We start from the raw sequence: 13155 nt of genomic DNA on the forward strand, positions 1-13155 counted from the left end.
TTCAGCGGGCGGGGCTGATCGCCGCCGGGAACAGGTTGAGGCGGTGGGCCAGTGCCGCCGCCTCACCCCGGCCCGAAACCCCCAGCTTGGCAAGGATGTTGGAGACGTGCACGCTCGCCGTCTTCGGGGATATGTAGAGGTCCTCGGCGATCTGGCGGTTGCTGTGGCCCGCCGCGACCAGGCGCAGGACGTCCTGTTCGCGGCTGGTGAGGCCGAGCGCCTCCGCCGGCTCCGCGGGGTCCTCGGGCCCTACGGGATCCGGGGAGGTCAGCGGGAGGCGGGCCCGGCGGGCCAGGAGCTCCAGCTGTTCGCGCAGGGGGCGGGCGCCGAGGCGTCCGGATTCGGCGTGGGCCTGGCGGAGCAGCGAGGCCACGGTGTCGCGGTCGCCGCCCTCGGCGAGGAGGGCCTCGGCCCAGCGGTGGCAGACCAGGGCCAGGTCGTGGGGGCGCTCCAGGGGCCTCAGGGCGTGGGCGGCCGCTTCCCAATGGGCGGCACGGTCGCGGTCCTCGGCGCGGTCCAGTTCGGCGGCGACGACCAGGGCGAGCGCCTCGCACGAGGGGGCGCCGGTCGGGAGCCGTTTGGCCGCCCTACGGATCAGGTCGAGGGTGGAGGCGCGGCCCGGCTCGGCCGAGGGGAGGCCTCGTACGTCGGCCTCCATCGAGGCGGCCGCGGCGAGCAGCGGCCAGGCGTAGCGCTGGGTGCCGGTCGGGAAGCCTGACGCGACGGCGCGGGCGAGTTCGGCGCGGGCCTCGTCGATGCGGCCCTGGGCGGCGTGGATGCCGAGGGCGATCCGGGCGAGCGGGATGGCGTGCTGGGCCATCGGGTCGTACTTGCCGAAGGCGGCGTGGGCCTCGGCGAGCGAGGCGGTCGCGTTGCCCAACTCGCCCCGCAGCATGAGGAGTTCGGCCCGGCGCATGAAGGCGTTGCCCAGCGGCTTGGTGCTCACCGCGATGCGCTGGACCCGCTCGACGCAGTCGGCCGCCTCGTCCCAGCGGCCCAGGGTGAGCAGGGATTCGGCCCGGTTGGCCTGCACCCAGGCCTCGTTGTCCAGCAGACCGTACTTCTGGGCGAGGCGGACGCCGGCATCCGCGATGCGTACGGAGTCCGCCGAGCGGCCGACGGCCTCCAGGCTGGAGCAGAGGTTCACATGGCCGCGGGTCGCCTCGCCGACGAGGCCCAGCTCCAGCGATCGGTCGATCACCGTACGCATCGTGGCGAGGCCCTCCTCGACCGTGCCGGAGTCGACAAGGAGGCTGCCGAGGGTGAGCTTGACGTTGAGCTCGATCTCCTCGGTGTTCACCAGCCGGGCGTATTCGACGGCCTGTTCCGCCGCCGCCAGGGACTCGGCGCCGGGCTTGTGCAGCATGCCCCAGCTGGCCGCGGTGGCCAGGACCTCGGCGTGCACGGGGGACGGCGGAAGACCGCGTACCAGCTCCTGGGCGGTGGTGATCTCGGCCCAGCCGTCGCCGCGCCCCAGGTTCTGCATCAGGCGGGAGAGCTGGATCCAGAACCAGGCGGCGCGCAGCGGGTCGCTGTCGGAGGGCTGGTCGCCGTCTGCCTCGATGAGCCGCAGTGCCTTCTTGGCGAGCTTCAGGGCGCGTTCGCGTTCGCCGCAGAGCCGGGCGGCCTCGACGGACTCGGCGATCAGGTCGAGGTAGCGCAGCGACGCCGGGGTCTCGGGGGCACAGCCGCAGGCCGGATAGGAGCCCGCGTGGTCCAGGGGCCGGAGCGTGTCGCGTATCTCCTTGGGGACGGAGTCCCACAGCTCCATCGCCCGCGACAGGAGCCTCAGCTGCTCGGAGTAGGCGTGCCGGCGGCGGGCCTCGACGGCGGCGCTCAGCACCGCGGGCAGCGCCTTGGCGGCGTCGTGCGCGTGGTACCAGTAGGTGGCGAGGCGGGTGGTCCGCTCGTCGGGCCGTACGAGCGAGGGGTCGGCTTCCAGGGCTTCGGCGTAACGGCGGTTGAGGCGCGAGCACTCGCCGGGCAGCAGGTCGTCGCTGACGGCCTCGCGGACCAGGGAGTGGCGGAAGCGGTAGCCGTCCCCGTCGGAGGCGGGCAGCAGGATGTTCGCGCCGACAGCGGCGCGCAGGGCCTCGATGAGCTTGTCCTCGGGGAGCCGGGCGACGGCCGCGAGCAGCGGGTATTCGACGGTGGAGCCGCCCTCGGCGGCGATCCGCACGACTCGCTGGGCGTCCTCGGGCAGGCCCTCGACGCGGACGAGCAGGAGGTCGCGCAGGGAGTCGCTGAGGTCGGGGCAGGTGCCGTCGGGGTCGCGGCCGACGACGAGTTCCTCGACGAAGAAGGCGTTGCCGTCGGAGCGCTCGAACACCTCGTCCACCAGGCGCTGTTCGGGCTCGGCGGCGAGGATGCCGGTCAGCTGGTGGTGGACCTCGGCCCGGGTGAAGCGGGCCAGCTCGATGCGCCGCACGCTGCGCAGCCGGTCGAGCTCGGCGAGCAGCGGGCGCAGCGGGTGGCGGCGGTGGATGTCGTCGGCGCGGTAGGTGGCGACGACGACGAGGTGGCCGCGCCGCAGGGTGCGGAAGAGGTAGGCGAGCAGATGGCGGGTGGAGGCGTCCGCCCAGTGCAGGTCTTCGAGGACGAGGACGACGGTGCGCTCGGCGGCGATCCGCTCCAGCATCCGCACGGTGAGCTCGAACAGGCGCGCCGTGCCGTCCTCGCGCGAGGTGGGGCGGCCGGTCCTGGCGAGCTCGGGGAGGAGCAGGGCCAGCTCTTCCTCCTGGCCGTCGGCCGCGGCTGCCAGCTCGTCGGGCAACTGGCGGCGCAGGGCGCGCAGCGCGGCCGAGAAGGGGGCGAAGGGCAGCCCGTCGGCGCCGACCTCGACGCAGCCGCCGATGGCGATCACTGCGCCGGCCGCGCGGGCGGCGTCGGTGAACTCCTCGACGAGCCGGCTCTTGCCGACGCCCGCCTCGCCGCCGACGAGCAGCGCCTGCGGCTCTCCCCCGGCTTCCGCGGCCGTCGGGGAGGAAGCCCTGGCACGGGCGAGTGCTTCGTTCAATACCCGCAGCTCACCGGCGCGGCCTACGAACACGGGGCTGACTGACCTGGTCTCCACGCTGCCGAGCATCGCACAGGCGTCTGACAACGCGGCGGCGGGCGGTCCGTCCCCGGCTGGGGAGGCGGCCCCGGAGGAGGTCGGGGCCACGGCCGGGGACGGTGTCCGGGCGGTGGTGGTGGGGCGGTTCGGGGTGGTCGTCATCGCGGGCGGCCGGGGCTCAGGCGGCCCGTACGAACCGGTTCCGCGGTGAACTCACCCGCCCCTCCGGCCCGTTGTCGCCATCGCGGCGGGCGAAGCGGCGGGCGGCCCGGCGGGCCTGGCCCACCAGGCGCTCCTGGTCGGCGCGGCGCAGCAGTTCGGCCTCGTTGACCTTGTGCATCTCGTACTCGAACATCTCGGCACTCCTGGGCTGTTGTTGACGTGGTTGAGGTTGCTCCGCCCGGTCCCGGTGGTGTTCCGGTTCCTTGCGATGCCTCAACTCTCGTCTCCCAGGAGCCTCTCCCGCATCGGGCGAGTGCCGCATCTGTAAGGAGGTGCCGCCTTAGACGGCCGGGATGGCGGACCCGGTCCGTCTAAGGCAGGGGGGCGGACGCCTTAGGCACGCCCTTGGGGACCTCAGCCCTTGGTGCTGGGCAGTGCCGCGAACAGGTCGAGGTACATGCCGGCGGAGATCAGCAGGCCGATCACGCCGAGGACGACTCCGGCGAGGGCGACGGCCTTGACCCACACCGGCTGCTCGGCGCGGCCGGGCGTCCCGAAGGCGGGCCGGGCGAGCACGAAGGCGCCGACGATCAGGGCGAGCAGCGCGAAGACCCCGTTGACCAGGGCGGTGGTGTGCCAGGAGTTGCCGTAGATCTCCTGGATCTGCTGGGCGGCGGTGCTGGTCTGGGAGGTCTTGATCTGGCCGATCAGGGTGGCCCGCTCGGAGAGCGTCTTGCCCATCCAGGTGCCGCTGAGCGACACCGCGCCCAGCGCACCGGCGACGACGGCAGCGGCGCCCGCGCCGAAGGCCGCGCGGGCGGGGACCGGCTCGTCGTCGAGCTCGTCCTCGGCGTCGGCGAGGCCGTCCTCCGGATCCTGCGCGTCGGGGGCCTCGGTGGCCTCAGGGGCCGTCTCGGCGGTCGCTCCCCCAGTGGTGGACGCGGCCTCGGTCTCGGCCTCGGCGTCCGTCTTGGGCTCGGTCTCGGCGTCGGTCTTGGTCGTGGCGGGGGTGGCGTTCATGCCGGGCACGCTAGGGGCCGTTTCTGAGAGCCCGCTGAGAGCTTCCTTAACGCGCGGGCCCGTACGTTCGCCGACGTCCGCCCCGCACCGCCCTCGACTCGCGGCCCGCGCCTGCCTCGACGTGACCCCCGCGCCTTGCTCAGCGCCCCGCCCGCGCCGCCCGCCAGTCGTCGGCGAGGACCGCCCAGATCTCGCTGTCGTGCCGCACTCCTCGGTAGAGGTAGCTCTCGCGGAGCACCCCGTCCCTGGTCATGCCGAGCCGCTTGGCGACGTTGGTGCTCGCGGTGTTCTCGGCGGACGCCACCCACTCGACGCGGTGCATCCCGCGTACGTCCACGGCCCAGTCGATCAGCAGGGTGATCGCCCGGGTGATCAGGCCGCGCCCGACAGCGGCCTCCTCCAGCCAGCAGCCGACCTCGCAGTTGCCCTGGGCCGGTTCGAAGGTGCGGAAGATGACGGCGCCGACGAGCGTGTTGTCGAGCCAGATACCGCAGATGCGCCCGGCGTCGGCGGCCGTCTTGTCCGCGTAGCCCTGGAGGAAGGCGCGCGCGGAGGGCAGGTCGGTCGCGAAGTCGGGCAGGGCGATGTGGGTACCGATGAACTCGCGGCCCCGGTCCATGTGGGCGAGGAACTCCTCGGCCTGCCACGGCTCCAGGGGGCGGAGCTCGGCCCCGTCGTCACCCAGCGGTACTGCGAACATTCCCGCTCCTCCATCCAAGTAGTTGCTAGGGCCAAGTAATTGCTAGGGCACGAGTTGGCCGGCCTTCTCGGCCGCCGGCTGCTCCGGGATCTTCGCACGGCGGCATTCGGGGGCTTCGATGCTGATCCTGGGGAGGCTCCGGTCGAGCCAGCCGGGCAGCCACCAGTTGGCGCCGCCGAGCAGGTGCATGAGGGCGGGCACGAGGAGGGTGCGCAGCACGAACGCGTCCAGGGCGACGGCAGCCGCGAGCGCGATCCCGAACATGGCGATCACCCGGTCTCCGCTGAGCACGAACGCCAGGAAGACCGAAATCATGATCACGGCAGCCGAGTTGATCACGCGGCTGGTCTCGGCGAGGCCGACCCGGACCGCCCGCCGGTTGTCGCGGGTCTCCAGCCACTCCTCGTACATGCGGCTGACCAGGAACACCTGGTAGTCCATGGAAAGGCCGAACAGCACCGAGACCATGATCACCGGCAGGAACGGCTCGATCGGCCCGGACCGGCCGAGTCCCATGAGCTCGCTCCCCCAGCCCCACTGGAAGACCGCGACGACGATGCCGAACGCGGAGGCCACCGCCGCCACGTTCATCGCGGCCGCCTTGAGCGGGATCCCGATCGAGCGGAAGGCGAGCAGCAGCAGGACGCAGCCGAGCGCGATCACCACGCCGACGAACAGCGGGAGTTTGCCGACGATGATCGCCGCGAAGTCGTCGTAGCTCGCGGTCACGCCACCCACGTACGCCTGGAGCGAGCTGCCCCGCTCGGCGGCCGGGAGCACCTCGTGGCGCAGCCGGTCGACGAGGTCGCTGGTCCGCTGCGACTGCGGTGCGGAGTCCGGTACGACGGTCAGGACGGCGGTGCTGCCGCTGCCGTTGTACGTCACCGGGCTCACGGAGGCGATGCCGCCGGTGGCGCGCAGCACGTCGGGCAGCCGTTCCATCGCGAGCCGGTCGCCGGGGCCTTCGAGTTCGGCGACCACGGTGAGCGGGCCGTTCACGCCGGGTCCGAATCCCTCCGCGAGGAGGTCGTAGGCCTGGCGCGTGGTCGTCTTGGCGGGATTGTTGCCCTGGTCGGAGGTGCCGAGGTGGAGGGAGAGCGCGGGCAGGGCGAGCACCAGCATGACCCCGGTGGCGATCACGCCGAGCAGCTTGGGGTGGCGCTCCACGAAGGCGGCCCAGTGGGCGGCGAACCCGGTGGGCAGTTCGGGCTGCGGCCCGTGTTCGGCGAGTTCCCGGCGCTCGCGGCGGCTGAGCGCCCGCATCCCGATGAACGAGAGCAGCGCGGGCAGCAGCGTGACGGAGGCGGCCACGGTCAGGACGACGGTGAGGGAGGCGGCGATGCCGACGCCGTTGAGAAAGCTCAGGCGCAGGATGAGCATGCCGAGCAGGGCGATGCAGACCGTCGCGCCCGCGAAGACGACGGCCCGTCCGGTGGTCGCGACGGCGGTGCGGGCCGCTTCCTCGACGCTCATGCCCCGGCGCAGTCCGCGCCGGTGCCGGGTGACGATGAACAGGGCGTAGTCGATGCCGACGCCGAGCCCGATGAGCATGCCCAGCATGGGCGCGAAGTCGGCGACGGTCATGACGTGGCCGAGCAGTCCGATGCCGGCGTACGCGGTGCCGACGCCGACCAGCGCGGTGGCGATCGGGAGCAGGCTGGCGGCGAACGAGCCGAACGCGAGGAACAGCACGACGGCCGCGACGATCACGCCGACGACCTCGCTGAGGTGCGCGGACGGGGCTTCGGTGAGCCCGATCGCGCTGCCGCCGAGCGAGACGTCGAGGGAGCCGGACCGGGCGGCCTTCGCCGTGTCGACGACGGCCTTGGCCTGCGCCTTGGGGATGTCGTCGGCCTGCTCGTCGAAGGTGACCGTCGCGTACGCGGTGCGCCCGTCGGCGCTGATCTGCGCCGCGCCCTCCGCCCCGTACGGGCCGGCCACGGAGGCGACGCCGGGGAGCTTCGCGACCCGCGCGAGCGTGGCGGTCATCTTCTGCCGTACGCCGCTGTCGCGGACCGAGCCGGACTGGGTGTGCCAGACGATCGAGTCGGTGTCGCCGCCCCGGCCGTGGAAGGCGGTGTCGAGCAGGGCGCTCGCGCGGCCGGACTCGGTGCCGGGGGCCTCGTAGTCGTTCGAGTAGGCGGAACCGGCGACGGCCGCCGCGGTGGTGGTGGCGCCGAGCGCGAGGAGCCAGAGCAGTACGGCGACGAGGCGGTGCCTGACGCACCAGCGCGCGAGGGCGGCCAACAGAGTGCTCCCGGATGATTTTGTGGCTCTTTGACCGGGAACAGCCCGCAAAGAACGGCGGTGCGCAGGATGCGCGTCAGCCACTCTGGCAGTCAATAGTGATCGTTTGCCCGTTTCGTGGCCTTACTCACAGGCGCCTTCCCCCTATGGAGGGCGAACGGCCCGGACTCAGCGGCGAAGGGCCTCCGCCGGTTCGATTCGGGCGGCGCGCAGCGCGGGGTAGGCGCCGGCGAGCAGGCCCGTGAGGGTGCCGATCAGCGGGGCGGGGAGCGTCGTCCAGGGGTCGAGGATGGCCGTCCAGTCGTGGGCGAGGGCGACCGACAGGGTGACCACGATGCTGACGGCGGTGCCGAGCAGCCCGCCGAGGGTGCCGAGCGCCGCGGACTCCGTGAGGAACTGGGCGGCGATGTGGCGGGGCCGCGCCCCCAGCGAGCGGCGCAGGCCGATCTCGCCGGTACGTTCCAGGACGGAGACCAGGGTGGTGTTGGCGATGCCGACGGTGCCGATCACCAGCGTGATGCCCGCGAGCAGCAGGAACAGCGAGTCGAGGCTGCTGGTGACGCTGTCCTGGAGCGCGTGGGGTGCGGGCGGCGGCACGGCCTGAAGGTGGTCGGGCCGGTCGGGCCGCAGCGCGAGCGGGGCCTGTTTCGCGATGAGCTGGGCGGCGCCGACACGGGTCTGGATGAGCATGGTGGCGGCGTAGTCGGGCGCCGGGTCGCCGTAGTCGGCGCGGGCCGTGCGGTCGGGGATCATCACCGAGAGCAGGAGGTTGGGCACGCGCTCGACGTTCTTCAGGATGCCGACGACGGTGTACGGGGTGCCGTTGATGAAGACGGCGGGCTGGGCGGCGAGGTTGGTGATGCCGAGGTGGCGGGCGACGGCCGAGCCGATCACGGCGACGTGCATGCGCCTGCTGTCGTGGAAGGTGTTGTAGAGGGTGCCGCTGCTGAGGGTGGGGCCGACGGCCCGGAGCAGGCCCGGGCTCGCCGCGTACACCGTGAGGCCCTCGGCGCCCTGCGAGCCGGTCGCCCCTGCGGTGGCGGGTCCCGAGCGGGTGGAGACGGCGGGCGGGGTCTTGAAGACCTGCCAGTACGTTCCGGCGTGGACGGCGCCGTTGAGCCGCTCGGCGCGCTGGTCGGCGTCGTCGGGGAAGTCGTAGCGGGTGGCCGCCCCGGTCTGCTGGGCCGGGTCGGGCGCGCCCACGTCCTTGACGGTGACCTGGGTGGCGGCGAGCACCGTGAAGTCGGAGCTGATCTGGCCGCGCGCGGTGGCCGTGAGTCCGAGGATGGCCACGAACGCGCCGACGCCGAGCAGGGTGCCGAGGACGGTCAGGGCGGTGCGGGCGGGACGTTGCAGGATGCCCGCCACCGACTCGGCCGCGAGGTCCCTGAAGACCATGCGGGTACGGGGGATGTCCGGGTGGCGCGGGCGCCGTACGGGTCTCTTCACGTCGGCCTCCCGGCGGCCAATTGGCCGCTGTCCTCGGCGAGTCGACCGTCGCGGATGGTGATGGTGCGCCGGGCGCGGGCGGCGACGGCCGGGTCGTGGGTGATGACGACGAGGGTGATGCCGCCGTCGTTGAGGGCGTCGAGCGTGTTCATGACCCGCCCCGCCGACGCCGAGTCCAGATTGCCGGTGGGCTCGTCGCAGAGCAGCAGACTGGGGCGGTTGACCAGCGCGCGGGCGATGGCCACGCGCTGGCGTTCGCCGCCGGACATGGCGGAGGGCAGCGCGTCGAGCCGATGCCCGAGGCCGACGGTGAGCAGCGCGTCGACCGCCTCGGTACGCCGTCGGGCGCGCGGGGTGCCGAGGTAGACCTGGGCGAGCATGACGTTCTCGGTGGCGGTGCGGTACGGCAGCAGGTGGAAGGCCTGGAAGACCAGGCCGATGCGGTGTCCGCGCAGGGCGGTCCGGTCGGCCTCGGGCAGGTCGCCGGTGTCGATGCCGTCGAGTCGGTAGTGGCCGGCGGTGGGCCGGTCGACGAGGCCGATCACGTTGAGCAGCGTCGACTTTCCGGACCCGGAGGGCCCGACCACCGCGATGTACTCGCCGCGCCGGACGGTGAGGTCGGTGGGCCGCAGCGCGTGCACGGGGGGCGGCCCGGCGTAGGTGTGCGCGGCGGCGGCGAGCCGGATGACGGCGGGGGGTTCGGGGGTGTCGGCCGGCGCGGTGCCCGCGTGGGCGGCTGCTCCGGCTTCTTGAGCAGGGGTGGGAAGGCTGTCGGTATCGATGTCCGCCGCCTCCGCCCTTCGCCCCTCCGGGCCCCCGCTCCTCGCCCCACCTCGCCGCCACCACCCGCTCACTGGCCCACCACCACGGCGTCCCCCGCCGCGAGCCGGAAGCCCGGGGCGGCCGTCACGGCCACGTACCCGTCGGCGTCCATGCCCGCGGTGACCGGGATGCGGCTCTGGGAGCCCGAGGCGGCCCGTACGGACACCGAGGTGCGGCCGTCGGCGCCCGCGCTCACGGCGGTGGCGGGCACGACGAGGACCGGCCCGTTGCTGGACGCGGCGGTCACGGTGACCCGCACGTCGAGGCCGAGCCAGGGGGCGGGGAGTTCGGTGTCCGGGGTGATGGTCAGCGGGTACCCGGCCCGGACCTGCGGGGTGTCGCCGCCGCCTCCCTGGCCGCCGCCGGACGGGCCGTTCTGACCTCCGCTGCCCGAACTGCCGTTTCGCTGGCCGGAGTTGGACGGCCCGGCGGTGTACGCGCCGAGTGTGGTGATGGCGCCCTTGGCCTCCTGGCCCAGCACCTCGGCGGAGAGCTGGACCTTCATGCCCTCGCGCAGGGACGCCTTCTGGTCCTGGGTGAGGACGGTCGTCACCACGGGCCGCCCCGAGTCGATGGTGAGCAGCGGCGCGGCGACGACCGAGCCGACGGCTCCGTTGACGGTCGAGAGCCGGGCGGGGAAGGCGGGTACGAAGGTGAACTCGGCGAGCGGCAGCATGACTCCGGTGTGCGCGACGAGATCGTCGAGGGCCTTTCGCGCGGTGGACAAGTCCTGTTCCGCGTAACCGAGTTGGGTGGTCGCGGCCGCGATCGCGGCCGCCCCCTGGGCGGCGTCGCGGGACGCGCGGGCGGCGGTGACGGCGCGCTGCGCGGTGGTGACGGCCTGGCGGGCCGCGGTGAGCGCCTGCTGGTCGGAGGCGCCGTGCGGGCCGCCGGTGTCGGGCGGGTCGTAGCCGCGATCGGCGTAGAGCGCGGCGACGGCGGTCTTGGTGCGCGGCCCGAAGGTGCCCGCCGGGTCGCTGTCGGCGTACCCGAGGCGGCGCAGCGCGTCCTGGAGTTCGCCGACGTCCTTGCCGGTGTCGCCCGGCTTGAGGTCCCGGTAGGCGGGCACCGGGCCGGGCAGTGCGATGACGGGCCGCCCGGAGACCTCGACCAGGACGTCGCCCGGCGCCACCGCGCTGCCCGCCTTCTTGCGGATGCCGGTCAGGACCAGTGCACCGGCCGCCGCCCCTTGGGACTGGCCTTGTACGGGCGTGAAGTTGACGCTGCCGCCCGCGGTGACGGTGCCGCGCAGGATCACCGACTTGGTGAGGACGCGCTGCTGCACCGGAGCGGTCAGCACGGTGGGGTCGGGGGCCCGGCGCCCGGCGGCGTCCTGGGCGGGGGAACGGACGAAGACCGAGGCGACGAGCCCGCCGACGGACAGCAGCGCGGCGCCCGCGGTGACGATCAGGAGAATGCGCTGACGCCTGATCAGAGCCGATGCGGCGGCGGGAAGTCGAGATTCCGCGGATCGCGGTGCCGGCACCTCCGGCCGGGCTTCCTTGCCGGGCGCATCGGCGTCCAGGGCAGTCGGAATACCCGATTCGGACGTGGAACTGTCTGCCATTCGGTCCGCCTGCCAGGTAGCCGCCCGGTCCGCTTGCGGGATCGGGCGCCAGCTTGATGTGCGGGCCGGGCCGCGTCAAGAGGGAATTTCCGGGGGCGCTCGGCACCCAGTGTGGCCGAATAACGGCGGTCACCGACGCGCGCCACGGGGGATTTCTGGAAGCACCCGATCTTTTCCAACCCTTTTCAACTGGGCTTCCCGATCGCGGAATTCTCGACTCCGAACCGGCTCCTTCGTGCGGAGCTTCGCGGGATCCGGCCATGATTTCCGGGCATCCGCCGCCCCTGTCGTTCCTTTAAGCCCATGGAGGCCCAGGGTCCGCAAAGCCTGCATTGACCGGACGAACCGCACCACTTACGGTTCTCTCCTGCCCTGGGAGACCTCCCGGGGCACAGCGGTCTCCGGCCGGAACCGTGCAACAACAGAGCGCGAAAGATCGGCCTCACGTCATTTCTCGGAAGACGGTCGGAAGACCGTCGGAAGTCTGAAGGAGATTCGCTGTGAGATCCAGATACGTGTTAGCCGTAACCGGTGTCGCAGTGGCCGCGCTGACCGCCCTCGCCACTCCCGCCTCGGCCGCGAGCACCCCCGCCGCCACCACGCTCGGCCCGGCCGCCACCGTCATCGGCATCGAGTTCGTCAACGCCAACTACCAGGGCGCGACGTACACCGTGACCGGCGGCACCTGCAGCGCGACCACCTCGGACGTCGACTTCTACGTCAACTCCATGCCGAGTGGCTGGAACGACGTCATCTCCTCGTTCCGCAGCTATGCGAACTGCTGGACAAAGCTGTATGAGAACAGCAACCGCTGGGGCTCGACCTACGGGTTCACCGGCGACTCCAGCTATGTCGGCGACGCGATGAACGACCGCGCCAGTTCCATCGAGTGGAGCTGACCGGATCCCACTCGGCTGCCGCCGCGGACCAGGGCACGGTCCGCGGCGGCGGCCGGCCGGCGAACCGGCTGCTCCGCACCCCAAGTCCCGGCGGGCACGAAGTCTGAAAGGTGGCCATGGACGCGCGAGATCCACAGGGAGGGCGCCCGGGCGCGGCGACGCCGGCCAGGTTCCCCAGGGTATCGGGCCCGCCCCTGGCGGTGGCGGCGGCCGTGGCGCTGCTGCTCGCCGCGGGCTGTTCGAGCCCGTCGCAGAAAGCCGAGCAGCCGAAGACCGGCGCCATTGCGAAGATCACCAATGCCTCGGGGATCAAGCCGCTGCCGCTGGACGCGTACACCCTCAATCAGCAGCAGTACCTGGACACGCTCAACGCCCAGCGCGTGCTCGCCCGGCGCTGCATGACGCAATACGGAATCGACTGGCACGGCAGCGATGTGATCGACCCGGCACCCGTCGGCCAGAAACTCGACACGCTGTTCCTGATCATCGATGAGAACCGGGCTTCGCAGTACGGATACCACTCCCCCGACGATCATTCCAAGGACGGCTCCGGGGGCGGAAAGAAATCCGAAACGGGCGGTGATCCGACGCCGGTCGAGAAGTCGGTCTTCACCGGCACCTACAAGGGCCCGGACATCAATGGGCATTCCGTCCCCAAAGGTGGCTGCAATGCCGTGGTGGAAGCCGAATTGACCAAGGGCGGCACCCCGGGAGTGGGGATCTTCGACGCGGCGAACGTCATGCTCGGCCCGTATCAGCAATCGAAGTCGGACAGCCGGGTCCAGGACGCTTTCGGCTCCTGGAGTACGTGTATGAAAGGGAAGGGCTACGCGTACAAGAGCCCCGAAGACGCCGTGAACGACCCGGCGTGGCGCTCCCCGCAGCCGAGTCCGACGGAGATCGCGACGGCTCGCGCGGATGTCGCCTGCAAACAGCAGACCAATGTCGTCGGCATCTGGTACGCGGTGCTGACCGCGTACGAGAACCGGTACATCGAGCAGCACGCCGAGGACCTGGCGAAGGTGAAACAGCAGGTGGACGCCACGCTGCGCAATTCGGCGACGATCCTCGCGACGGGAAGCTGACATGGCGTCAAACAAACGGCAGCACCTGGCCGTTCGGGCAGCTCTGACCCTTGCCGTTCTTCTCTCGCTGGCCGGGCTCGCGGGCTGCGACGACGACTCGCCGCAGCCCGCCACGGTCACCCAGAGCGCCTCGCCCGGGTGACCGGTGC

The 13155-nt window shown here is 72.3% G+C and carries 11 protein-coding genes; 3 read left to right on the top strand and 8 right to left on the bottom strand.

Translation table 11 applies throughout. The annotated features are described in order from the left end of the window. Position 1 precedes the first annotated feature (1 nt). From ACWC2B_RS13890 to ACWC2B_RS13925, 8 genes are all read right to left on the bottom strand, one after another. A complete protein-coding gene (locus tag ACWC2B_RS13890) occupies positions 2-3085 on the bottom strand; it encodes a helix-turn-helix transcriptional regulator (protein WP_450716747.1) in 3084 nt (1027 codons plus the stop codon). Between the two features lie 148 nt (positions 3086-3233). After that, positions 3234-3410 carry a hypothetical protein gene (locus tag ACWC2B_RS13895; RefSeq protein ID WP_450716672.1) on the bottom strand — a complete coding sequence of 59 codons (177 nt, stop codon included), beginning with the start codon at positions 3408-3410 and terminating at the stop codon, positions 3234-3236. Between the two features lie 221 nt (positions 3411-3631). Continuing rightward, positions 3632-4237: a hypothetical protein gene (locus tag ACWC2B_RS13900; RefSeq protein WP_450716673.1), complete on the bottom strand. Its 606-nt coding sequence runs from the start codon at positions 4235-4237 to the stop codon at positions 3632-3634. Between the two features lie 139 nt (positions 4238-4376). Beyond that, a complete protein-coding gene (locus tag ACWC2B_RS13905) occupies positions 4377-4937 on the bottom strand; it encodes a GNAT family N-acetyltransferase (protein WP_450716674.1) in 561 nt (186 codons plus the stop codon). 42 nt (positions 4938-4979) lie between these two features. Then, a complete protein-coding gene (locus ACWC2B_RS13910) occupies positions 4980-7184 on the bottom strand; it encodes an MMPL family transporter (protein ID WP_450716675.1) in 2205 nt (734 codons plus the stop codon). A 168-nt stretch (positions 7185-7352) separates the two neighbouring features. Continuing rightward, on the bottom strand, positions 7353-8582 hold the full coding sequence (locus tag ACWC2B_RS13915; RefSeq protein WP_450716748.1) for an ABC transporter permease: 1230 nt from the start codon (positions 8580-8582) through the stop codon (positions 7353-7355). A 47-nt stretch (positions 8583-8629) separates the two neighbouring features. After that, positions 8630-9487, bottom strand: coding sequence for an ABC transporter ATP-binding protein (locus ACWC2B_RS13920; protein WP_450716676.1), 858 nt, complete (start codon positions 9485-9487; stop codon positions 8630-8632). Beyond that, entirely contained in the window at positions 9484-11022 is a 1539-nt protein-coding gene (locus tag ACWC2B_RS13925) for a peptidoglycan-binding domain-containing protein (RefSeq protein WP_450716677.1), read from the bottom strand. The genes ACWC2B_RS13920 and ACWC2B_RS13925 overlap by 4 nt, the downstream gene beginning before the upstream one ends. Before the next feature lie 500 nt (positions 11023-11522). Between ACWC2B_RS13925 and ACWC2B_RS13930 the strand changes: the two genes are divergently transcribed. From ACWC2B_RS13930 to ACWC2B_RS13940, 3 genes are all read left to right on the top strand, one after another. Continuing rightward, on the top strand, positions 11523-11921 hold the full coding sequence (locus tag ACWC2B_RS13930; protein WP_450716678.1) for a hypothetical protein: 399 nt from the start codon (positions 11523-11525) through the stop codon (positions 11919-11921). Between the two features lie 212 nt (positions 11922-12133). After that, positions 12134-13006, top strand: a complete 873-nt coding sequence (locus tag ACWC2B_RS13935; RefSeq protein WP_450716679.1) for a hypothetical protein — start codon at positions 12134-12136, stop codon at positions 13004-13006. A gap of 1 nt (position 13007) precedes the next feature. Further along, the gene (locus tag ACWC2B_RS13940) at positions 13008-13148 is read left to right on the top strand and encodes a hypothetical protein (RefSeq protein ID WP_450716680.1); all 141 of its coding nucleotides are present in this window, start codon (positions 13008-13010) and stop codon (positions 13146-13148) included. The last annotated feature ends 7 nt before the right edge of the window (positions 13149-13155 follow it).

Source organism: Streptomyces sp. NPDC001415, from assembly GCF_053597395.1.

What these genes read in the sequence shown, in the direction of transcription:
- ACWC2B_RS13895 (WP_450716672.1), bottom strand. Translation starts at nt 3,410, where the DNA reads ATGTTCGAGTACGAGATGCACAAGGTCAACGAGGCCGAACTGCTGCGC.
- ACWC2B_RS13905 (WP_450716674.1), bottom strand. Translation starts at nt 4,937, where the DNA reads ATGTTCGCAGTACCGCTGGGTGACGACGGGGCCGAGCTCCGCCCCCTG.
- ACWC2B_RS13915 (WP_450716748.1), bottom strand. Translation starts at nt 8,582, where the DNA reads ATGGTCTTCAGGGACCTCGCGGCCGAGTCGGTGGCGGGCATCCTGCAA.
- ACWC2B_RS13925 (WP_450716677.1), bottom strand. Translation starts at nt 11,022, where the DNA reads ATGGCAGACAGTTCCACGTCCGAATCGGGTATTCCGACTGCCCTGGAC.
- ACWC2B_RS13890 (WP_450716747.1), bottom strand. Translation starts at nt 3,085, where the DNA reads ATGCTCGGCAGCGTGGAGACCAGGTCAGTCAGCCCCGTGTTCGTAGGC.
- ACWC2B_RS13940 (WP_450716680.1), top strand. Translation starts at nt 13,008, where the DNA reads ATGGCGTCAAACAAACGGCAGCACCTGGCCGTTCGGGCAGCTCTGACC.
- ACWC2B_RS13900 (WP_450716673.1), bottom strand. Translation starts at nt 4,237, where the DNA reads ATGAACGCCACCCCCGCCACGACCAAGACCGACGCCGAGACCGAGCCC.